Genomic DNA, 21,667 nt, shown 5'->3' with positions numbered 1-21,667 from the left:
CGAAAGAAAATACTAGAAACATCTGAAAAACTAGACTATGATTAGAAAAAATAAAGCTCATAGGAGGTTCAACAGAATGACATTGAAAAAAGTAATGACCATTGCTGGTTCTGACACAAGCGGAGGCGCTGGCATTCAAGCAGATTTAAAAACATTCCAGGAGCTGGGCGTGTATGGAATGACTGCTCTAACAACGATTGTAACGATGGATCCGAAAGATCATTGGCATCACCATGTGTTTCCCATTGCGATTGAAACACTAGAATCACAGCTTGAAACGATACTTTCTGTAGGAATCGATGCGATGAAGACAGGCATGTTAGGAACAGTGGAAATCATTGAGCTAGCTGCTAAGGTAATCGATGAAAATCAACTTCAAACCGTCGTTATTGATCCAGTTATGGTATGTAAAGGAGAAGACGAAGTATTGCACCCAGAAACGACCGATGCTCTTCGTGAAATCCTCGTGCCACGTGCAACTGTTGTCACTCCAAATCTATTTGAAGCAAGTCAGCTTGCACAAACTGCTCCTCTTCGTACGATTGAAGATATGAAGCAAGCAGCGGTAAAAATTCATGCACTTGGTGCCAAGTATGTATTAATTAAGGGTGGAAGTAAGCTACAACACGAAAAAGCAGTCGATCTTCTGTTTGATGGTGAGGAATTTACTCTACTCGAATGTGAAAAAATTGATACCACTTACATTCATGGCGCAGGCTGCACTTACTCTTCAGCTATTACAGCAGAGCTTGCAAAAGGAGCATCCGTGAAGGAAGCTGTTGCGACGGCGAAGGATTTCATTACAGCTGCTATCGCACATGGATTTAAGTTAAATGAGTATGTTGGACCAACGATGCACGGTGCGTACCGTACTTTTGGTACAAAAGTGAATGCATGATATAGCAAGAGCCGCTGGAACTAATCCAGCGGCTTTTTCTATTAGATGTTGAGCTCCAGCGGTCGCTTCCGCATTTCATTATTCAAACATACGACTTAAATTCGCCATTTCAATCGCTGAAACCGCTGATTCCCAGCCTTTGTTTCCAGCCTTTGTTCCCGCTCTTTCAATTGCTTGTTCAATTGTATTGGTTGTTAACACACCGAAAATAACGGGAACTCCTGTGTTTAATGTTGTAGCCTGTACACCTTTTGCGGCTTCATTACATACATAATCGAAGTGTGGAGTAGATCCACGAATAACCGTTCCTAATGTGATTACCGCATCATACTTTTTGCTTTGTGCCATTTTTTGAGCAATTAATGGAATTTCAAATGCACCTGGTACCCAAGCCACATCAACATCATCTTCAGCTACACCATGTCTTTTTAGAGCATCGTGCGCTCCGCTTAGCAACTTGCTTGTAATAAACTCATTGAAACGACCTACAACAATTCCAACCTTTAACCCACTGCCAACTAAATTTCCTTCAAAGCTTCTTCCCATCATTCATTCCTCCTAAAAATGTAGTAAATGTCCAAGCTTACTTTGTTTTGTTTTTAAATACTTTTCGTTTTCTTCTCGTGATTGCATTTGGATGGGCACACGATCAACAATTTCCAATCCATACCCCTTTAATCCTTTGATTTTCCGAGGATTATTCGTTAACAGTCGAATTTGGTTAATTCCTAAATCTTTTAAAATTTGAGCACCAATCCCGTACTCTCTTAAATCGGCACCAAAGCCAAGCTTTTCGTTCGCTTCAACCGTATCATAGCCTTCCTCTTGAAGCTTATACGCTCTAAGCTTGTTCAACAGTCCAAGTCCGCGACCTTCCTGACGCAAATACAGTAACACTCCTGCGCCTTCTTGCTCGATTTGGCTTAATGCCGAATGTAGCTGTGGACCACAGTCGCAGCGATACGATCCGAACACATCACCCGTTAAGCATTCGGAATGAACGCGAACAAGAACTGGTTTGCCAGAATCTATCGTTCCTTTTACTAAAGCTACATGCTCTTTGCCATCAATGACATTGGAATATCCGACCGCTCGGAATTGGCCAAACTCGGTAGGAAGCTCAATTTCCACTTCGCGTTGAATTAAACGATCCTCGCGATTGCGGTACTCAATCAAATCTTTAATGGTTATCATTTTGACATTCAGCTTATCGGCAATTACTTTTAATTGTGGTACACGTGCCATGCTGCCATCTTCATTCATGATTTCGCATATAACCCCTGCTGGTTTTGCTCCCGATAAAATGGCCAAGTCAACAGCCGCCTCCGTATGACCCGTACGCTTAAGCACCCCACCTTTTTTCGCAATTAGTGGAAAAATATGGCCTGGACGTTTAAAATCAGCTGCCTTAGATTCAGGGTTGAGCATTTGTAAAATCGTATCCGAACGCTCAAAGGCCGATATACCAGTTGTTGAATTTTTATGATCAATACTTACAGTAAAGGCTGTCCCATGCGGATCCGTGTTTCTAGCCACCATCGGCATTAACTCGAGCTTCTGAGCTAGCTCTTCTTCGATTGGGACACAAATGAGCCCTCTTCCATGTGTAGCCATTAAATTAATTACCTCAGGAGTTGTCTTTTCTGCTAACGAAAGGAAATCTCCTTCATTTTCTCGATCCTCATCATCACAGACAATTATTACTTTTCCATTCTTTAAGTCTTCCAATGCTTCTTCAATCGAATTAAACATGTCTTTCCCTCCTTATTTAAACCCATTTTCCTCTAGAAATTGAGCGGTAAGAGAAGAACTCTTTTGAATGGTTTGAGTGGCTTGTTTGGATAAAAAGTGTGAAATGTACTTGCCAATCATATCGCACTCAATATTCACGATGTCGCCAGCCCCTTTTCGCCCGATAATCGTTTCCGATAACGTGTGCGGAATCAGCGAAAGAAGAAAACTCGTCTCTGACACACCAAAAACCGTTAAACTAGTTCCGTCCACTGTAACGGACCCTTTTTCGATTATGTAGTGTAAGAGGTCACTCGCTGTTTCTATTTCGTAGTACACGGCATTGGCAACCTCTCTTTTTTCTTTAATTACCCCAAGGCCATCCACATGCCCCGACACGAAATGACCACCAAATCGTCCACCGGCTGCCATCGCCCTTTCTAGGTTCACATGGGACCCTGGTTCCACGTCTCGTAAGCTGGTTGCCTTAATCGTCTCCGGCATCACATCTACTGTAAATGCGTTAGACGTGAAAGAAGTGACCGTTAAACAAACCCCATTCACGGCGATACTGTCGCCGAGCTTTACATCCGTGAGAATATGATGGGCCTCAATCGTCAACACCGAAGATTGCCCGGTATTCTTTGTATTGGTGACAAGCCCAATTTCCTCAATAATCCCCGTAAACATTTTTCTTGCCTCCTTCCATGATTAAGCTATTGTTGCCGCTCGTTTTACCATTTCCTACTTGTAGCATCTCCGAAAAACTCGGGAATCTCTCGTTTTCCTTCGGGTAAGGGATTAAAAGTGATATCCTGGTTTTTTGGTTACCGTAATTGCCTTTTTCGTTCGCTCTTGGGAACCTACTATCACTCTGATTACCGTTAAAGTCTTTTTCTCGCTTCCTTGGGAACCTTACTCCCTCTTTGGTTACCATCAAAGCCTTTTTCTCACGCCAACGGGAACCTTACTCCCTCTTTGATTACCACCAAAGCCTTTTTCTCCCGCCCACGGGAACTTAACTCCCTCTTTGGTTACCACCAAAGCCTTTTCCTCACGCCAACGGGAACCTAACTCCCTCTTTGGTTACCATCAAAGTCATTTTCTCACGCCAACGGGAACTTAACTCCCTCTTTGATTACCACCAAAGCCTTTTCCTCTCGCCAACGGGAACCTAACTCCCTCTTTGGTTACCACCAAAGCCTTTTTCTCACGCCAACGGGAACTTAACTATCACATTGATAACTTCTTTCGCTTTTTACAGCTATCCCGGGTCATAAACAAACTTTTATGACCCCGAGCACAACCTTTTGCCAAGCGCCATATCATAAACAAAAACAAAACCCCGCACCAATAAAGGAACGGGGTCAGAAAAATGGCAATGTCAAATAAAGGTCTAAAAATGGGTACACTTCACCCATAAACATAAACCAGAATTTTTTCCTTCTCCCATCCAGACTTTAACTGTCGGCTCTGGAATTTCACCAGATCCACCGTTTGAATGAACACTCAAACGGGTCACGGACTAAGAAGCTCTTGCTTCATCACCGCCGGTTGGGAATTGCACCCGACCCCGAAGGAATACTATTTAAATTGCTCTCATTATACATAAACTTTCCGCAAAAGGAAACCTAAAACCATTCCGTTGCAAAATCAACCAATCCTAGTTTTCGCTTTTCGATCATGTTTTTAGTAGAATATAAATTATTATATGCGTTAATGAAGTGAAGGAGGAAATAGCATGGAGCTCGTCATAGTGGAAGAAGTTCAAAAAGAGCTAAACCGTCTTGCGAACCAAGATGTGTATATACATTTAGAAACGACAAATGGAGCGTATGCAACTCATAATGATGAATCCTTTTTTTCCTCAGGGGCATTTATTCGTAATGCACTGGTGAAATACGAGATTGGTCAAATCAAAGGAAATGGTCCCTACCGCATTGGATTGAAGCTTAATATTGGCTGGGTTTATGCTGAAGGAATTACTCATTTTGAGGTAGACGATCAAAATAGATTATTAATGGCTGGACACGATTACCAAGGAAAGCTAGCAGTTGCTTTCCAAATCAGTCCAACACCATTTGAGTAGAAAGGGGCGCATCATGGAAAAAGAACGTCAAATATTAGTCATTTTCCCTCATCCTGACGACGAGGCATTTGGTGTTTCAGGCACCCTGGCTTTGCATATCCAAAAAGGAACACCTGTTACTTATGCCTGCTTAACGCTTGGTGAAATGGGGCGTAACCTAGGGAATCCGCCGTTTGCAACAAGAGAATCGCTCCCGCATATTCGTAAGGTGGAACTACAAAACGCAGCCAATTCAATTGGAATTCAAGATTTACGCATGCTTGGATATCGTGATAAAACGGTAGAGTTTGAGGATCCTGAGAAATTAGCGGATCATATGGGAGAAATCATTGCCGATGTGAACCCGTCCTTAATCATTACGTTTTACCCTGGATATTCCGTACACCCTGACCACGATGCGACAGGGGCTGCAGTTGTAAAAGCAGTCGGTCGATTAGCTCCAGAAAAAAGACCAAAGCTCCACTGTGTAGCTTTTTCGAAAAACTCGTTGGATGAGCTTGGTGCACCAGACATCGTTAATGATGTTACCGCTGTATCTGATCAGAAAATCGCCACCATCCAGGCTCATGCATCACAAACGCAATTAATGATTCAAAATATGGCCGAGAAGCTTAAAGCAAATGATCCCGACATGATTGCTTGGGTAAACAACGAACGTTTTTGGACGTATAAATTTTAATAACCATGCCCACAGGATTCAAAGCCTGTGGGCTCTTTCTTTATCTATGAACGGCTTCTGTCTCAAGTACTTCTTTTAACTTTTGTAACTGTCCGCCATCTTCATTTTTAATAATTTTGACTAGCTGTTTTTTCGTAAGGAAGCTTAAAAACCCTCCTGTTTTGACTTCAGCCTCCATCTCGACCTGTGTGCCTTCCTCAATCGCCGAACATGTATAGTGATAAAGGATTTCTACTCCATTTGATACACTTTTTGAAGAAAAGCTGGTTGGTCGATCGAACTCGGTAATGTGCACTTCTGCTTGAATACGTCTTCTTCTCACTAACCTAGTTTCCAAGAATCGACTTCCATGACCAACAGGTCCGTTTGACAATTTTTCCATATCCGTCACAAACGGCAATAGGTTCGTGGCATTTTCTAGGTTTGATAGATAACTAAATACTTCTTCAATCGGTCGGTGAATGATTTCACTTACTCGAAAATCAGCCATTTATTATGCACCTCGGGACGTTTGTTTGTCCTTATTATACTAAAATCCGGCCATACATCTGTCGAAAATATTCACAAAATCTCCCTTTTCATTTTAAAAAATTATCGCTTATGATAGTAGTGAGTGATTACTCACTTTTATTTTTAAGGAGGGATTCAATTGAATCCAATTGTCCAAATGGAACAGGTGACAAAGCACTTTGGAAAGCAAGAAGTATTAAAAGGAATTAGTTTAGACATTAACGAAGGAGAAATCTTTGGGTTGCTTGGACCATCCGGTGCAGGGAAAACCACCCTCGTAAAGCAGCTTGTCGGTCTTGAGGTTCCTTCAACCGGAAAAAACAAAGTATTTAGCATCGTGATGCCTTCACTAGATGTGATCTCAAAAATCGGTTATATGGCTCAATCGGATGCCTTATACGGGGAGCTAACAGCCAGAGAAAATCTACAATTCTTTGCTTCTTTATATGGACTAAACGGAGCACGTCAAAAAGAAAGAATTCAAGCGTGTATGGAAATTGTTCAATTAAATGACCATACCGATAAACAAGTTTCCAATTACTCAGGAGGAATGAAGCGCCGCCTCTCACTGGCCATCGCCCTTATCCATGAACCGAAGTTATTAATTCTAGATGAACCTACGGTCGGGATTGACCCTGTGCTTCGGAAAAGCATTTGGGAATCCTTTTATGAGTTGAAAAAGCAAGGAGTCACGATTATAGTCACCACACATGTCATGGATGAGGCAGATAAATGCGATCGATTAGGGATGATAAGAGATGGGCATTTAATCGCTGTCGGCACTCCTCATGCACTAAAAGAAAGCATGAACAGTACGAGTCTTGAAGATGCCTTTTTGAGCTATGGAGGTGGGAACTAATGCGAGTGATCGCCCTAGTAAAAAGGATTTTAAAACAAATTGTCCGTGATAAACGAACGATGGCCCTACTCATTATGGCACCAATCCTTGTTTTAACGATGCTTCACCTTGTCTTTAATGGCGAAAACTATAAACCAAAGGTGGGCTTTGTTGACCTTCCCACTGCCCTTGTCGAACAGCTCGATGATGCTGATGAAGCCACTGTAAACCTATACGAAACAACCGACGAAGCACAGACTGCCTTAAAGGAACGAGACATTGATGGATATGTGAGTAGGTCAGGCACCTCTCTACAGCTGACATTAGAAGGTAGTGACCCGACCATCAATGGAGCGACGATGAAGTGGTTACAGGAGTCACTGAAGTCTTTAAATCCTGACTCTTCTGCTGCCATGCTTGAAGTCAACTATCTTCACGGTTCAAGTAAGATGAGCCAGTTTGACTCGTTTGGACCCGTATTGTTAGGCTTTTTCATCTTCTTTTTCGTATTCCTTATTGCAGGAGTCTCCTTTTTACGTGAACGAACGACTGGAACGCTTGAAAGACTGCTTTGTAGTCCTCTACGAAAATGGGAAATCGTAATCGGCTATGTGATAGGTTTTGGAATTTTCACGATGATACAAGCCACCATTATTGCCTCCTATGCCATCTATGTTCTTGGAATGATGATGGAGGGTGCGTTCATTTATGTGCTTGTCATCACCTTACTTTTATCTCTGACCGCTCTAACATTAGGGGTATTACTTTCAGCCTTCGCAAACAATGAATTGCAAATGATTCAGTTTATACCGCTTGTGATCGTTCCACAAATCTTTTTCTCTGGATTATTTAATCTTGAGACGATTTCTGATTATTTAAGCTGGGTTGGTCCCCTTACTCCCCTGTACTATGGAGCTGATGCCTTAAGAAATGTTATGATAAGAGGGTATGGGTGGGGTGAGATTTCATTTGATTTGCTTATGTTAGCAGGATTTTCACTTCTGTTCATGATTTTAAACATCCTTGCCCTAAAAAAATATCGTTCCATCTAACGAGGAGTTTATATGTCAGATAATCATATGATTGATGAAGTTATTAATAAAAACGAAAATCTTACCGAAAAGCAAAAGCTCATTCTTGAAGCTGCTATAGAATCCTTTGCTGAAAAAGGCTATGCTGCTACCTCTACGAGTGAAATCGCAAAGAAAGCTGGTGTGGCTGAAGGAACCATTTTCCGCCATTATAAAACGAAAAAAGATCTCTTGTTATCCATTGTTGCTCCTATGATGGCAAAGCTGATTGCACCGTTTGTAATAAAGGACTTGAATAAGGTGTTGAACCAGGATTTTGAAAGCTTAGAAGATTTTTTACGGGCAATGATTCATAATCGTGCTGAGTTTCTAAATGCCAACATTCCCTTGTTTAAAATTGTTCTTCAGGAAATTCCTTTTCAACCTGAACTTCAAAAGCAGTTTAAAGAGCATATTGCGATTAAGGTTTACGAAAGAATGGAAGCTATTATCAAGCATTATCAAGAGGCCGGACAACTGATTGACCTACCTCCTTATCAAGTGGTTCGAATGACAGCTTCTAGTATTTTCGGATTCCTTATCGGCCGGTATCTTCTTTTTCCCGAACTAGATTGGAATGATGAACAAGAAATCGAAGCAACGATTCAATTTATTTTGCATGGATTAGCACCGAAAGAAAAGGCTTGAGGATTCATTCCTCAAGCCTTTCTATTTTACTCTGCTAACGCTTGTAGGATGGCTTCTCCTACACCACTTTCGTCATTTCTCAATGTCACGTGAGTGCAACGTTCTTTAATATCGTCGTTTGCATTGCCCATGGCTACTGATCGGCCAACCACTCGAAACATGGATAAATCATTATAATTATCGCCAACCGCCATCGTATCCTGTAAGGCAATCCCCTTTTCTTCCACAAATTCAGCTAATGCAATCCCCTTTTGTGCTTGCGTGTTCATCAGCTCTAGGTTTCCAAATGCAGATGATGTCACTTCTAGGTTATCAATTTGCTTAAGCTTTTCCTCAACCTCATCTAAGAAGCTATGATCCTTATGGAATACTAGTAGCTTATATATGGTTTTTTCTCCGTTTAAAATCGGTTCATAGCTATCCACAATGTGAATCAAGCCTTTATCATATCTATGTTGAGCTTCTTCTTCTACTAGCTCTCTTGAAAGCTCAGGATTTGCAGTCGTAAAGATATCAATAATGATTTCAACACCCTTATCATAATCGACTGTGTATGTTTCTTCACTTGTATAAATTTCGTAGTAAATGCCTACTTGATTTAACACGTCGGCAGCTTGTTTCGCGATCTTGTGATCTAGCGGATGAGCTTTGACAACTTCACCTTCTTTTGTTCGTATCTCTGCCCCATTGGCACAAATAATCGGTAGTTGTAAGCCTGACTCCTGTAAAACTGATATAGCCTCTTCATAGGAACGACCGGTTGCAATAACCACTTCTACTCCTGAATTCAATGCCTTTTGAATCGCTTCGAGGTTCTTTTCGGATACTTCCTGCTTAGAGTTTAATAATGTTCCATCCATATCACTAGCGATGCATTTAATCATAATCAGTTCCACCTCTATATGTATTTACTGCCTTCACGAATACTGAGCTTAGATAAAGATGTACGCTCAATAAAATTCCTTACACTGCTCGGATTCGTTTTTGAGTATTCACGCAATGCCCAGCCAATTCCCTTTTGTATAAAAAACTCCTTGCTGTCGGCGTTTTCTCTACAATAACGATACAATAACTCTTCATTTGTATTCTTTTTATATTTTAACTGAAAAAGAATCGCTGCGCGCCTTAACCACAAATCATCACCATACGCCCAATTATCAATCGTTTCCTTGATTACTTCTGGATGATCAGCTGCTATTTTCCCGACTGCTTTGGGACTGAGAACATCCACTGTGTCCCACCACGACTTGGTTGTAATAAGCTTTTCAATCCCAGGCAAATGCTTTTTCTCCAGTTTTTTCAACGATTTTTCTATATAATCAAGTGCAGCTGCTTGAAACTCCCTTTCTGGAAGGGCCCATACCTCTTCGACAAATTCTTCATTATACGGCTGTTGTAATATACCGGTTTCCTCAAAAAACTGCTTCATGAGCTCACGTCTCAAGGGGGTTTTGATTCCTAGAAAAGGAAACTGGTTTCGCATATATTTTTCCATATAATAAGCATTCTCGCGATTACTATTCGCTCTGAATAATTTTGTTAGAATGAGGATCTCTTTCATACAGTGCTCCTTTATAGTGACATAACTTTATTGTAAGAGTTTTTTTGTAAATTTTCCAACGATGTAACTGTAAAAATTTATTAAAGGCGGATATGCACAAAAGTAGGGGATCCGTTTTGAAGTGCTTATCTTAAAATACGTGCTGAAATGACTTGTCCTTAATCGAGGAATCAACAAAAGGAAAATAAGCGGAGAATTTCCGTTTAGATGCAGAAGGGAGCACGTTTCGGGATAAATAAGGGGAGATTTTCCGCTTATGCATTACAAAATCTCCCCTATTAGAATTTTTCGAGCCAATAGGCGGAATCTCTCCCTCTATTTACGCTTTTTATATTAGAAATTACTAATTAAGCGGAAATTCTCCGTCTATTTATCAGTTCGGGCCCTTAACCCTCTTTTGAATTGTTGTCGATCTTTAATTTTCAAACTTATTCTTCCAGAGATTCTTCTGTTCATAGAAAAAGGCATGAACCCAAACGAGTTCATGCCAGCTCTAATGTTTCTTATCTTCCACCGCATTGGAAGCTACTGATTCTTCTTAAATCAGTACCATAATAAACCCAACGTCTATTTCTCCAACGGTATCCCGCAATAGAATCTCTTCCAACAAACGTTGGATAGAACCAGAAGCTATTTCCATTAACTAACCAAATATACGTGAAGCGGAATCGGCATCTTCTAATGGCACCAGGGTCAACAGCAAAAGGGGAAAAACCTTGTTGCGGTGTGTAAGAAGGTGGTGGGCCTGATGGTGGACCGTATGGGTCACCTCCACCGCCGCCTGGGAAGCCTCCTCCCGGAAATCCACCACCCGGAAAGCCTCCTCCTGGGAATCCACCACCCGGAAAGCCTCCTCCTGGGAATCCACCACCCGGAAAGCCTCCCCCTGGGAATCCACCACCCGGAAAGCCTCCTCCTGGGAATCCGCCACCCGGGAAGCCTCCTCCTGGAAAGCCGCCAGTTGTTGGCTGCTGTCGGTCATCTAAAAAATAATCTGGATGATAATAGTTCACGCTCATACCCCTCTCTACATACATCTCGTTGTAATGTATGCAAAATGCCTACGAGGGGTGAGTGGTCAATTATATTTCTTCGAGCTGATGGATCCTATCTTGAACATGTTCTGTCAGTTCATTGACCTTTTCAAAGTCCATAGCATTTGTATAAATTTGTTCTAGTTCTTGATTGTACTCACTACATTCCTTTAAAAAGCCGATCGCTTGATCCATCATATTTTTATAGGCTGTTTTATGGTTTGAGATCTCTTCTTCAAAAATTTCATCTGTTCCACTAGCAATGACAGAGCCGTACATATCAACAATTTCGTCTCCATCTCGGCTTGGAAAATATTCATGAGGTGCCGTACTGTCAAAGATGGCCATTCCCAATTCTCTAACAATGACCATATCCAGACTATTTGGATCAAATCCACAATGATATACCTCTACATCTAATCCACGTACTTGTGCTTCTTCAGCAATTTTTCTTAACATCGTTGATTTTCCTGATCCAGGTCTGCCTTTAATAAAATACCTTTTGGCCACGTCCTCAGTTAAATTAGGAACATGGTCAACCGCTCCATCCGGTGTTGCTGCGCCTAAAAATCGGTGCTTTACCGTTGATTCTTTATTCAAAGTCATATTTCCATAAAACTGTGAGATTAATTTTCTAGTCAAATCATCTGCTTTCTGAAAATCCATCGCTTCAATATAGATTTTTTCCCAATTGTCATGAATGCTTAACGCTTCAGCAAAGTGCTCATACGCTTTTTGTTTAGCGTTATTTGCTTGCATGGACAATTGCAAAATATGTTCCTTCTGTTCTACTAGTTTATTTGAGTCCCAACCTTCGCCTAGATTTACATATTCCTCAATTGCACCAAGTGCCCTTGGGGTGATCGTATAGAAACTCGAGCCGTTCACGATTCCTACCTTGAGCTCCGGAATGATCACTCCATCAACAGAAGAAGTATCTAACGGACAATGCATGTACTCCACTTGATAATTTCTTCCTGCCCAGTATTCTCCCACTCTCTTCATAAATGTTGATTTTCCCGTTCCTGGTGCCCCTTGCAATATAAAGACCTTCTGTAAATCTTTTAAACAGTCATCAAATAAACTATGAAAACCCTTAGCTGTATTTCCGCCAGCATAGTAGTTTCTAACACTCCCAGCCATTCGCACACATCCTTTGCTGAAAATTCATACGTGGAGCATTAGAAATATATGCGTTTCTCTCCTTGTCTTAGCACATAATCTAACATAGAGGATGACCAATATAATTTTTACTTATTCGTTCGCAAGTTCCGCTAATTTCCCACCTGTAACAGAAATCAAGTCTTGCAGCTTCAGCTCCATTTGGACTCCGATTTTCCCACCGCTCACGATGATGGAAGATAACTCTTCTGCACTCTCGTCAATGACAGTTGGATACTGTTTTTTCATGCCTACGGGAGAGCATCCTCCGCGAATATAACCTGTCCATTTTTGAATATCCTTGACGGGAATCATTTCAATTTTCTTCTCCCCACAAGCTTGCGCCCCTTTTTTCAAATTTAGCTCCTTCTCAACAGGGACGATAAACACATACAGTTGCTTGCTGGCACCCTGTGCAACAAGCGTTTTATACACCTGCTTGGGGTCCTTTCCTATCTTCTCTGCCACAGACACTCCATCGATTTTCCCATCAAGTGAATCGTACGTGATTAATTCATAGTCGATTTTTTTACTATCTAGAATTCGCATTGCATTTGTTTTTGTCTGTTTCGCCATACACCCCACCCTTTTTATTTTTTATCATACGAAAAAAGGCAGAGAGACACAATTCCCTGCCACTTGAAGGTATAGTTAATAACGGAAAATAGGTGTCTTCCTTTCTACTACTTCTCGACCGATAGAGATATACGTAATATCTGCTTGTTTCGCTTCTTCTAACTTGTAGCAATTTCGACCATCAATAAGAAGTGGTTCTCGCATCATTTGTTTATACTTGTGTAGTGGAAAATCCTTGATTTCTCCCCATTCCGTCACAATACATACCAAATCAGCTTGATCTATAGCGTTCTCTATCGTTTCCGAATAGTGAATTGTATTCTGATATATCCTTTTGACATGATTGTGAGCAACCGGGTCATACGCGCGCACATGGGCTCCTGCTTCTATTAAATCATCCATCAGCGGAATAGATGGAGCGTCCCTTATATCATCTGTGTTTGGTTTAAAGGAAAGACCCAACACAGCTACGGTTTTCCCTTCAACCGTCCCCATACGATTCATTGCTTTGTCAAAAAGAAGTGATTTTTGCTTTTCATTCACCTTTATAACGGATTGGAGAATTTGGAACTCGTATCCGTACAGACTTGCCACATTTTCTAATGCTTTCGTATCCTTTGGAAAACAGGACCCACCAAAACCGATTCCTGCCTTTAAAAAAGGCGTTCCAATTCGACTGTCCATCCCCATGCCAAGTGCTACATCCTCTACATTTGCCCCCGTATATTCACAAAGCTTAGCTATTTCGTTAATAAATGAAATCTTTGTTGCTAAAAAGGATGCGTACTTAACCATTTCCGCACTTTTTAAACTCATATGAACAATGGGAATTTGAAGAGGTTGAAAGATTTTCTCCACTTTCTCCTTGGCTTCTTTGTGATTGGAACCAATGACAATTCGGTCACCGTGAAACGTATCATAGATGCCTGAACCTTCCCTTAAAAATTCTGGATTTGAGACGACGTGTACAGAAACACCTTTACCGTCAAACATCGCTTGGAGCCGGTCATTGGTACCAATGGGGACGGTGCTTTTCGTTACAATGATTGTATGTGAATTGATATGTTGTGCAATGGTTTCTACAGCTTGTTCTATGAAAGTTAGGTCTGCAGCTCCGTCTTCTTTTTGTGGAGTGCCAACCGCTAGAAAAATCACTTCGGATTCCTTATATGATTGCTTTGCATCTGTGGAAAAGTGGAGCCTATTTGCGAGAAGTTGCTTTAACAGGAGCTCTTCTAAACCTGGTTCATAAATCGGACATAGCCCCTCATTGAGCATATTGATTTTTTGTTCATCCGTATCAAAACAAACCACCTCATGCCCAATATCGGCTAAACAAACACCCGTTACCAATCCAACATACCCTGTCCCGCAGACGGTAATTTTCATCTAGACCCTCCTCACAAGTTTCTTTCCCTGTCTTACTATCAGTATAGTTTGTATAAATGGAGAGAATTGCTAAGATCGTGTTAAGAAATTGAAAAGACCATATCAAGTGGATATGGTCTTTTCAAGCAATATTATATCAACCGATATACTCTTGTTTCAAACGGTTTGATTGTAAATCCGTTTATGATGTCGTGGGGATCGGTCTCATAATTTGCTAATAACAGCTGATCGTGTTTTAATTCTAACCCTTCAACAGCAAAGGTTGCTTCTTCCCCGGTTAGATTTGATAGAACAATGACCTTATCGTTGTCACTTTCTCGTGTGTACACGTAAATTTGTGGATCTTCTTCTAATAGAAGCTCATATTTACCATACGTAAACACTTCATTGTTCTTTTTCAGCTGAATCATTTTTTTATAGAAGGAGAGGATCGAGTGTTCGTGCTCTAGCTGCTTTTTCACATTGATATCTTTATAGTTAGGATTCACCTTCATCCAAGGTGTTCCTGTCGTAAACCCCGCTTCGTGATCGTCCGACCATTGCATAGGCGTACGGCTGTTATCTCTTGAAGTGGCCCATATGATCTCCATAATGTCCTCATGCGAAACCCCTTCTTCACGCTTCAAACGATACATATTCTTTACAGCCACATCATCATAATCATCAATACTTGGGAAATGGACATTGGTCATTCCAATTTCTTGACCTTGATAAATAAATGGTGTCCCCTGCATCAGGAAATACATCGCCGCCATGCTTGTTGCACTTTGGTACCAATATTCTTTGTCGTTCCCCCATGTTGAAACAATTCGCGGCTTATCGTGATTTTCAATAAATAGCGCATTCCAGCCGTCTTTTTCTAACCCCTTTTGCCAGCGCGTGAGCACATGTTTCAAGCCTAAAATATCAAGACCTTTGGCAGGATCGGTATCCCAAAGATCCAGATGCTCAAACTGGAATACCATGTTCATCTTACCTTTTTCTTCTCCTACCCAAAGATGCGCTTCGTCTACTGACACTCCATTCGCTTCTCCTACCGTCATCACATCATATTTTCCATACGTCTTTTCTTGCATCTCAGACAGAAAATCATGAATTCCTTCTTGATTCATATGCATGTCAAAAGAAGAAACGTATTTCTTATTCTCAGGGTTTGGCATATCTGGGAATCCTGGACGCTTTTTAATATGGCTAATCGCATCGATTCGGAACCCGTCTATGCCTTTATCTAACCAGTAATTCATCATACTATAGACTGCTTCACGAACCTCAGAGTTTTCCCAATTTAAGTCAGGCTGTTTGGTTGAAAACACATGCAAATAGTATTGCTGAGATTGTTCATCGTATTGCCAAGCAGAACCTCCGAAAATACTTTCCCAGTTATTCGGCTCTGCTCCATCTTTCCCGTCACGCCAAATATACCAGTCGCGTTTTGGATTGTCCTTAGATTGACGTGATTCGATAAACCATTTATGCTCATCGCTTGTGTGATTAGGGACTAGATCAATAATCAGCTTCATTCCACGTTCATGAACGGCTGTTAACAAAGCATCAAAGTCCTCCATTGTCCCGAAGTCTTCCATAATGTCCTCGTAATCAGAAATATCGTAACCATTATCGTCATTCGGTGACTTATACATGGGACAAATCCAAATCACATCAATCCCAAGGTCTTTTATATAATCAAGGCGTTGAATCATTCCCTGTAAATCGCCAATTCCATCTCCATTTGAATCCTGGAAGCTTCTTGGATAAATCTGATAAGCCACGGCTTCCTTCCACCATATCTTCTTCATACATTACCCCTCTGACATTCTATTTTTTCACGCTGTAAATTACTTTTTTGGAGAGCGCAACCGTTTGCATAAATAGATAAAAAAATACCCTTTTTTAAGGTTGCACTGTTGTTAATAGTTTAACGCTTACATGAAATTTACGCAATACCGAGTTCTTTTTGCTATGCAATGTCCATTATCTGATTCAACTGGCCGTCCTAAAAACGGCCAGTTTCCCATTCAAGATTCACTTAACAATGATTTATGAATAAAAATCGCCGCTTGAAGCCCTTCTCCCATCGCAACAGTTACTTGCTCGGAATGCGCGACCACATCACCTGCTGCCCAAACATGTTTGATATTCGTCATTTTGGATCGAGGGTCAACAAGAATATGTTTATTTTCCATGCGTTCCACTCCGAGCTGAGCAGCAAGCTCGGAACGTACCTCGTTGTTTCCAAATGCGACAAATCCGTGGTTTGATACTAACTGAGTTCCATCCGCCAAAGTGACACCTTGAAACTGACCGTCTTTCGCCTGTACCTGTTCAATCGACTGTTCATAATACTCAATATTCTCCTTTTTAAGCTGTTTAAGGAGCTTTTCATCCACATCTTTTCGCTCATGATTCACATAAATAAGCTTTTTCGACCAGAACAATAAAGTCAACGCCGCATTTGCTCCGACATTACCAGAGCCGATCACAATACATTCCTCGTCTTTAATTTCGTATCCATCACAATCAGGACATATATACACACTCTGACCTAGACATGGGTACAGCTCAGGGAGAGGCGGAATCCGGTCCATGACACCAGTTGCAATTAACAATCTCTTTGCCTTTTTTTCGTCCCCATGATGAGTGGTTACATGAAAAATTTCTTTTTTCTTCTCCACTTTTTCAACCTTTTCTAGTAAAAACTCAACTCCATATTGCTTCGCCTGCTTCTCCCCAATCGACCGTAAATACTCACCGCTCACTCCGGATGGATAGCCGAGCACATTATGATAGCTTCTGCACAGAGTAGATCGGCCATCACCTGAATCAATTACGAGAACTTTATACATGTATCTTCCTAGCTGTATTGCACACTGTAATCCAGCAATTCCTCCACCAATTATCACGCAATCATACACCACTGTTTCCCGCTCCTTTCTACCTCCTTACCTTGCCCAAAACCGGGAATTTTTTGCTATAAAAGATGAAAAAGCTGACCCATTAAGGGCCAACTTTCACATAATAGCCTTTTGTTGCTGTGTACGAACTAACTCTGCATAAAATCCATTTAGTTTTAGAAGCTCTTTGTTTGAACCTTTTTCACTCACTTGACCATCTTTTAACACAACGATTAGGTCGGCATTTTGAATCGTGTTCAAGCGGTGGGCAATGACAAAGGTTGTTCGGCCCTTCATCAGCCTTTCTAACGCATCAATTATTTTCATCTCCGTAATTGTATCAATACTGCTTGTCGCCTCGTCTAAAATTAGCAGGGCTGGGTCCGCTAGTAACGCGCGGGCAATGGATAACAACTGCCGCTGTCCGTGACTAATTCCCGCTCCCTCCCCGTTTAGCACTGTATCATAACCATTTGGAAGCTTCATGATAAATTCATGTGCATTTGCTTCCTTTGCTGCCTGGAGAACTTCTTCATCCGTAGCATCTAAACGACCAAATCGGATATTTTCACGGACGGTTGATTCAAATAAAATCGAATCCTGTAAAACAAAACCCATTTGCTTTCTTAAGCTGTCTCGTGTAATTTCCTTGCTATCACTTCCATCAATCCAAATCGTACCCTGATCACTGTCGTAGAAACGAGCAAGCAAGGAGATCACCGTCGTTTTCCCTGCTCCCGTTGGTCCAACTAAGGCAACCGTCTCACCAGCTCTTGCCTGGAAACTTACATTCCTTAATGTAGCAAGGCCCTTGTTATAGGAAAAGCCAACTTGATCGAACACAATCTCTCCACGCAAATGTTCAATGGGGTTTGCTTTTCCTTCATCATCCTGTTCATTCCTTTCATCCACGATTTGAAACACACGCTCTGCTCCAGCTACCGCTGATAAGATCATGTTGAACTGGTTGGCGAGATCATTTAATGGTCTCGTGAACTGCCTTGAGTATGTAGTAAAGGTAACAATGATACCGATTGAAACCGATCCCTTGATAGCAAGAATTCCACCAACTCCAACAATGATCGCAAAGCTGACGTTGTTTAGCATATTCATTAGTTTCGGAATAAAGCCAGAGTATGTTTGAGCCCAAAAATTGGATTCTTTTAAAGCATCGTTTTTCTTCGCAAATTGCCCGATCACTTTCCTTTCCTGCGAATACATTTTCACAATTTTTTGACCCGACAGTGTTTCCTCAATGAAACCGTTCATATCGCCAAGTGTTTTTTGTTGCTCCTTAAAAAATCTCCCTGTTCGGTTCGTAATCCATTTCAGTCCGGCAAACATGACAGGGACGATCGTTAAGGTTAATACCGTTAACAACGGGCTTAACCATAGCATCATGGCAATGGTTCCAACAATAGTTAACGTACTCGTTACTACTTGTAAAATAGCTGAGTTTAATGTTCGACTGACATTTTCCATATCATTTGTTAAGCGGCTCATCAGCTCACCATGCTGACGCTTCTGGAAAAAGGAAATAGGGAGCATATGCAGCTTTTTAAAAAGCTGGTTTCTCATTCGAAAAACAATTTCTTGAGCGATCCCGATCATCCAATAGTTTTGGAAAAATAGGGCCCCTGATTGTAAAAGAAAGACGATGATGACTCCAAATAACAATAATAAAAATCGTTCTTTATTGGTTCCAGCAATAACATCATCTACCGCCACACCTAATAAATAAGGACCAATCAAGGAAAAAACAGAACTTGCTATTACCATAAAAAGAACCCAAGATAGCAGTGTCTTTTCTTTGTTTGCGAAACCAAGAACCCTAAGCAGTGTTCCCTTCATATTCTTTGCTTTTGGCTTAGTTTGAGGTTTATGCAAGCTGCTCCATCTCCTTTTGCATCTGGGACTTGTAAATTCTACGGTAGCTTTCGCTTTCTTTCAGCAATTGTTCATGCGTTCCTTTTGCGACTAATCGGCCTTCTTCGAGGAGAAGGATTTGGTCGGCTTTTATGACCGAGCTAATTTTTTGAGCTATGATAAAAGTAGTGCATGCTAGATCCTTTATCGAAGCTAGAATATTCGCTTCTGTTTTGGCATCAAGCGCACTTGTACTATCATCCAATAACAAAATTCTTGGCTGCCTTACGATTGCCCGTGCGATGGAGAGACGTTGTTTCTGCCCACCCGACAAATTTACTCCACGCTGACCTACCATGGTTTCATATTGATGTGGAAGAGTCATGATGAACTTATGAATTTCTGCCTTTTTTGCAGCTTCTATGATTTCCTCAAAAGTGGCATTCTCCTTTCCCCAGCCAATATTCTCTTTTACCGTCCCCGTAAATAAGTGGGCTTCTTGAGGAACCATTCCAATTTGCTTTCTTAGTTCTTCCTTTTCATACTTCCTGATATCCTCATCATCAATTGTTATATGTCCTTCCGTTGCCTCAAACAATCGGGGGATTAACTGAAATAATGACGTTTTTCCTGACCCTGTCTCCCCTAAGATTCCGATTCTTTGACCTGCCTCGGCCGTAAAGCTTATGTCATTCAGTGTTGGTTTGAGCGATTGTGGATAGTGGAAACTCACATGTTGGAACTCCACTCTTCCATCTATAATTTCTCCTGTTGAAGAAGTCTTTAGCTGTTCAGCATTTGTCTCTTGCTCAAGAATTTCAACAAGCCTTCCTGAAGAAGCTTGTGCTCTCGAGTAATTCATCATAACAAATGAAAAAACGGTAAAAGCAAACATAATTTTCGTTCCATAATTAAGCACAGCAACGATTTCTCCCGCTTGTGCCCCACCCATATCCAGTTGAAGAGAGCCAAACCAAAGAATGATAACCATCGCAACATTCATTCCGAACATAAGAATAGGCATCGTCATCTCCATGATTTGAAGAGCTTTCTTATTATCTTCTCTTAGTAGCTTATTTACTTTTTCAAACCGTCCCTGCTCATGGATACCTCTTGTAAATGCTTTAATAAGTAGAATACCTACTAAATTTTCTTGAATGATACTGTTCACCGTATCAAGCTTTTTTTGAACAAGTTGAAAAAGAGTGACTCCCTTTCGAATAAGGGTTAATACAATCACTAATAAAAGAGGAACAGAAATAAGCAGAATAGTAGCTAGCTTCACGTTTACCGTGAACGCCATAATCATTCCACCTAATATAAACAAAGGAGCTCGGAGTGCAATACGCAGGCTCATAAATAGGAAGTTCTGTATTTGAGTCACATCGTTTGTGAGCCTTGTAATTAAGCTAGAAGTGGGAATTTCCTGAAAATCCTTAAAGGCAAATCGTTGGATTTTTCCAAACAGGTCTCTCCTAAGATCGTAACCGACCCCTTGACCTACTTGTGAGGAGTAAAAGGAGTTTACAATTCCTGCAACAAAGGCGATAAAAGAAAGAAGGAGAAGAATGCCTCCCCATAGGTAGACGGGATTCATGTCACCGTTTGTGATGCCCTCATCAATGATTTTTGCCATTAGCACAGGTTGTATCAGCTCAACCACCAACTCAAAGCCGGTAAGGGTTAACGCGATGATAGTAGCGTATTTATAGGGAAATATGTATTTAAAAAGCTTCTTCATGGGGGATCCCTCCGTTTCCATTACCGAAAAATCTACAAATTATTTAGTTACCCTTAATATTTTAATTGTAACATATTAATAGAGTGTACAAAATATTCAATCATCTTTCATGGCAAACAAAAAAGCCTTATGCAGGCTCTTCAAGAAAGGGCTATTGATTTTTTTGAATTCCAAACCTAGCGTTAATTTGTCCACGAAGCATTTTATTACGGAGTTTTTCATCTTTAGCTAAATTATTTTTCTTCAACATATCCTGCCTAATTTCGTACGTTCGAACGCCTTCTTCTCGCTTATTCGCTATTTCTATGAGCGTTTCTACATCAGAGAATGAATACTTTCGGTTTCCTCGTTCAGAGCGCTCAGGGAAAATGAGCTTTCTTTCCTCGTAATAACGGATTTGCCTTTCGGAAAGGCCTGTTAATTCACTAACTACACCAATCGTTATGACTTTTCGGCTTTTATATGATGTATCTTCCCCCATGGTTTATTCCTCCGTTTCCCACACCGTTTGCTTCTAGATTATACCATTACCTTACACAATAGACGTCTAACCTGTAAGATTTTCTGACAAGTTTTAAAAACACTGTTAATTAAACTAACACTCGAAGTGATAACTACTTCCATTCCATTTACAATAACGTTAATACCAATCAGAAAGGATGAACTCCCCATGGCGCTTCTAAGAGAAATGGTTGAGAAAAGGCGAAAAGAGTATGAGAGTCTCCTAACAAAAGCCGGTGCCCTCACAGTTCGTAAAGACTCAGCTGATTTCACTCTTACTGAAATGGAAGAGGTCTATAGAAAATGGGTAGCATCTAGAAAGGAAAAGGAAAGGAAGAATGATGATGAAAAATGAAGATGCGATTACCTTAGCCAAGATGATTATTGAACTAGATCTACTTCGAGACGAAATCTGGGAGAGTCTAACAAGTGAAGCCGGTGATAAAGCATATGAAATTCTTCGAAACGTTCAAAATAGCTAACT

Annotated in this window: 24 protein-coding genes and 1 riboswitch; of the genes, 8 read left to right on the top strand and 16 right to left on the bottom strand. The window is 40.9% G+C overall.

What is annotated here, in order from left to right:
- The first annotated feature begins 76 nt into the window (after nucleotides 1-76).
- Nucleotides 77-898, top strand: coding sequence for a pyridoxine/pyridoxal/pyridoxamine kinase (pdxK, locus tag M3175_RS14945; protein WP_251520469.1), 822 nt, complete (start codon nucleotides 77-79; stop codon nucleotides 896-898).
- A gap of 78 nt (nucleotides 899-976) precedes the next feature.
- On the opposite strand, the gene ribH is transcribed toward pdxK, so the two are convergent.
- The 4 genes from ribH to M3175_RS14925 are packed head-to-tail and all read right to left on the bottom strand — an operon-like array spanning nucleotide 977 to nucleotide 3,569.
- Entirely contained in the window at nucleotides 977-1,444 is a 468-nt protein-coding gene (ribH, locus tag M3175_RS14940) for a 6,7-dimethyl-8-ribityllumazine synthase (protein ID WP_251520467.1), read from the bottom strand.
- A 12-nt stretch (nucleotides 1,445-1,456) separates the two neighbouring features.
- A complete protein-coding gene (locus M3175_RS14935; protein WP_251520465.1) occupies nucleotides 1,457-2,650 on the bottom strand; it encodes a bifunctional 3,4-dihydroxy-2-butanone-4-phosphate synthase/GTP cyclohydrolase II in 1,194 nt (397 codons plus the stop codon).
- A gap of 12 nt (nucleotides 2,651-2,662) precedes the next feature.
- Nucleotides 2,663-3,319: a riboflavin synthase gene (ribE, locus tag M3175_RS14930; RefSeq protein WP_251520463.1), complete on the bottom strand. Its 657-nt coding sequence runs from the start codon at nucleotides 3,317-3,319 to the stop codon at nucleotides 2,663-2,665.
- Nucleotides 3,300-3,569 carry a hypothetical protein gene (locus M3175_RS14925; RefSeq protein ID WP_251520461.1) on the bottom strand — a complete coding sequence of 90 codons (270 nt, stop codon included), beginning with the start codon at nucleotides 3,567-3,569 and terminating at the stop codon, nucleotides 3,300-3,302. The genes ribE and M3175_RS14925 overlap by 20 nt, the downstream gene beginning before the upstream one ends.
- A gap of 497 nt (nucleotides 3,570-4,066) precedes the next feature.
- Nucleotides 4,067-4,214: riboswitch (FMN riboswitch) on the bottom strand.
- 156 nt (nucleotides 4,215-4,370) lie between these two features.
- On the opposite strand from M3175_RS14925, the gene M3175_RS14920 reads away from it, so the two are divergent.
- Nucleotides 4,371-4,718, top strand: a complete 348-nt coding sequence (locus tag M3175_RS14920; protein ID WP_119710310.1) for a YojF family protein — start codon at nucleotides 4,371-4,373, stop codon at nucleotides 4,716-4,718.
- Between the two features lie 13 nt (nucleotides 4,719-4,731).
- Nucleotides 4,732-5,397, top strand: a complete 666-nt coding sequence (gene bshB2 / locus M3175_RS14915; RefSeq protein ID WP_251520459.1) for a bacillithiol biosynthesis deacetylase BshB2 — start codon at nucleotides 4,732-4,734, stop codon at nucleotides 5,395-5,397.
- A 40-nt stretch (nucleotides 5,398-5,437) separates the two neighbouring features.
- Here bshB2 and M3175_RS14910 read toward each other — a convergent pair whose 3' ends face one another.
- Nucleotides 5,438-5,887: an SRPBCC family protein gene (locus M3175_RS14910; RefSeq protein WP_251520457.1), complete on the bottom strand. Its 450-nt coding sequence runs from the start codon at nucleotides 5,885-5,887 to the stop codon at nucleotides 5,438-5,440.
- 153 nt (nucleotides 5,888-6,040) lie between these two features.
- On the opposite strand from M3175_RS14910, the gene M3175_RS14905 reads away from it, so the two are divergent.
- From M3175_RS14905 to M3175_RS14895, 3 genes are read left to right on the top strand one after another with little or no spacing between them, the layout of a single operon-like run.
- Nucleotides 6,041-6,766, top strand: a complete 726-nt coding sequence (locus M3175_RS14905; RefSeq protein WP_251520956.1) for an ABC transporter ATP-binding protein — start codon at nucleotides 6,041-6,043, stop codon at nucleotides 6,764-6,766.
- Entirely contained in the window at nucleotides 6,766-7,797 is a 1,032-nt protein-coding gene (locus M3175_RS14900; RefSeq protein ID WP_251520455.1) for an ABC transporter permease, read from the top strand. Before M3175_RS14905 ends, M3175_RS14900 begins: the two co-directional genes overlap by 1 nt.
- Nucleotides 7,798-7,809: 12 nt before the next feature.
- Nucleotides 7,810-8,463 carry a TetR/AcrR family transcriptional regulator gene (locus M3175_RS14895; protein ID WP_251520453.1) on the top strand — a complete coding sequence of 218 codons (654 nt, stop codon included), beginning with the start codon at nucleotides 7,810-7,812 and terminating at the stop codon, nucleotides 8,461-8,463.
- Between the two features lie 26 nt (nucleotides 8,464-8,489).
- On the opposite strand, the gene M3175_RS14890 is transcribed toward M3175_RS14895, so the two are convergent.
- The 11 genes from M3175_RS14890 to M3175_RS14840 form a co-directional block, all read right to left on the bottom strand.
- Entirely contained in the window at nucleotides 8,490-9,347 is an 858-nt protein-coding gene (locus tag M3175_RS14890; RefSeq protein ID WP_251520450.1) for a Cof-type HAD-IIB family hydrolase, read from the bottom strand.
- 14 nt (nucleotides 9,348-9,361) lie between these two features.
- On the bottom strand, nucleotides 9,362-10,024 hold the full coding sequence (locus tag M3175_RS14885; protein WP_251520447.1) for a DNA alkylation repair protein: 663 nt from the start codon (nucleotides 10,022-10,024) through the stop codon (nucleotides 9,362-9,364).
- 503 nt (nucleotides 10,025-10,527) lie between these two features.
- Nucleotides 10,528-11,043, bottom strand: coding sequence for a hypothetical protein (locus M3175_RS14880; protein WP_251520444.1), 516 nt, complete (start codon nucleotides 11,041-11,043; stop codon nucleotides 10,528-10,530).
- A gap of 63 nt (nucleotides 11,044-11,106) precedes the next feature.
- The gene (locus M3175_RS14875) at nucleotides 11,107-12,201 is read right to left on the bottom strand and encodes a PRK06851 family protein (RefSeq protein ID WP_251520443.1); all 1,095 of its coding nucleotides are present in this window, start codon (nucleotides 12,199-12,201) and stop codon (nucleotides 11,107-11,109) included.
- Between the two features lie 111 nt (nucleotides 12,202-12,312).
- Nucleotides 12,313-12,795, bottom strand: a complete 483-nt coding sequence (gene ybaK / locus M3175_RS14870) for a Cys-tRNA(Pro) deacylase (RefSeq protein ID WP_251520441.1) — start codon at nucleotides 12,793-12,795, stop codon at nucleotides 12,313-12,315.
- A 75-nt stretch (nucleotides 12,796-12,870) separates the two neighbouring features.
- On the bottom strand, nucleotides 12,871-14,184 hold the full coding sequence (locus tag M3175_RS14865) for a UDP-glucose dehydrogenase family protein (RefSeq protein ID WP_251520438.1): 1,314 nt from the start codon (nucleotides 14,182-14,184) through the stop codon (nucleotides 12,871-12,873).
- A 131-nt stretch (nucleotides 14,185-14,315) separates the two neighbouring features.
- The gene (locus M3175_RS14860; RefSeq protein ID WP_251520436.1) at nucleotides 14,316-15,980 is read right to left on the bottom strand and encodes an alpha-glucosidase; all 1,665 of its coding nucleotides are present in this window, start codon (nucleotides 15,978-15,980) and stop codon (nucleotides 14,316-14,318) included.
- A gap of 219 nt (nucleotides 15,981-16,199) precedes the next feature.
- Nucleotides 16,200-17,099, bottom strand: coding sequence for an NAD(P)/FAD-dependent oxidoreductase (locus M3175_RS14855; protein WP_251520433.1), 900 nt, complete (start codon nucleotides 17,097-17,099; stop codon nucleotides 16,200-16,202).
- A gap of 93 nt (nucleotides 17,100-17,192) precedes the next feature.
- Nucleotides 17,193-18,926: an ABC transporter ATP-binding protein gene (locus M3175_RS14850; RefSeq protein WP_251520954.1), complete on the bottom strand. Its 1,734-nt coding sequence runs from the start codon at nucleotides 18,924-18,926 to the stop codon at nucleotides 17,193-17,195.
- Between the two features lie 28 nt (nucleotides 18,927-18,954).
- A complete protein-coding gene (locus M3175_RS14845; protein ID WP_251520428.1) occupies nucleotides 18,955-20,682 on the bottom strand; it encodes an ABC transporter ATP-binding protein in 1,728 nt (575 codons plus the stop codon).
- A 151-nt stretch (nucleotides 20,683-20,833) separates the two neighbouring features.
- A complete protein-coding gene (locus tag M3175_RS14840; RefSeq protein WP_251520425.1) occupies nucleotides 20,834-21,163 on the bottom strand; it encodes a MerR family transcriptional regulator in 330 nt (109 codons plus the stop codon).
- A gap of 189 nt (nucleotides 21,164-21,352) precedes the next feature.
- Here M3175_RS14840 and M3175_RS14835 point away from each other — a divergent pair, with 189 nt between their 5' ends.
- Nucleotides 21,353-21,538, top strand: a complete 186-nt coding sequence (locus M3175_RS14835; RefSeq protein WP_119710325.1) for a hypothetical protein — start codon at nucleotides 21,353-21,355, stop codon at nucleotides 21,536-21,538.
- Nucleotides 21,525-21,665 (top strand): protein YkzB, encoded by a 141-nt coding sequence (gene ykzB, locus M3175_RS14830; RefSeq protein WP_503328608.1) that lies wholly within the window; start codon nucleotides 21,525-21,527, stop codon nucleotides 21,663-21,665. The genes M3175_RS14835 and ykzB overlap by 14 nt, the downstream gene beginning before the upstream one ends.
- The last annotated feature ends 2 nt before the right edge of the window (nucleotides 21,666-21,667 follow it).

This window comes from Robertmurraya korlensis, from assembly GCF_023715225.1.
Taxonomy (GTDB): domain Bacteria; phylum Bacillota; class Bacilli; order Bacillales; family Cytobacillaceae; genus Robertmurraya_A.
The sequence above is the reverse complement of the archived record's forward strand: the minus strand, read 5'-3'. Positions and strand labels throughout refer to the sequence as shown.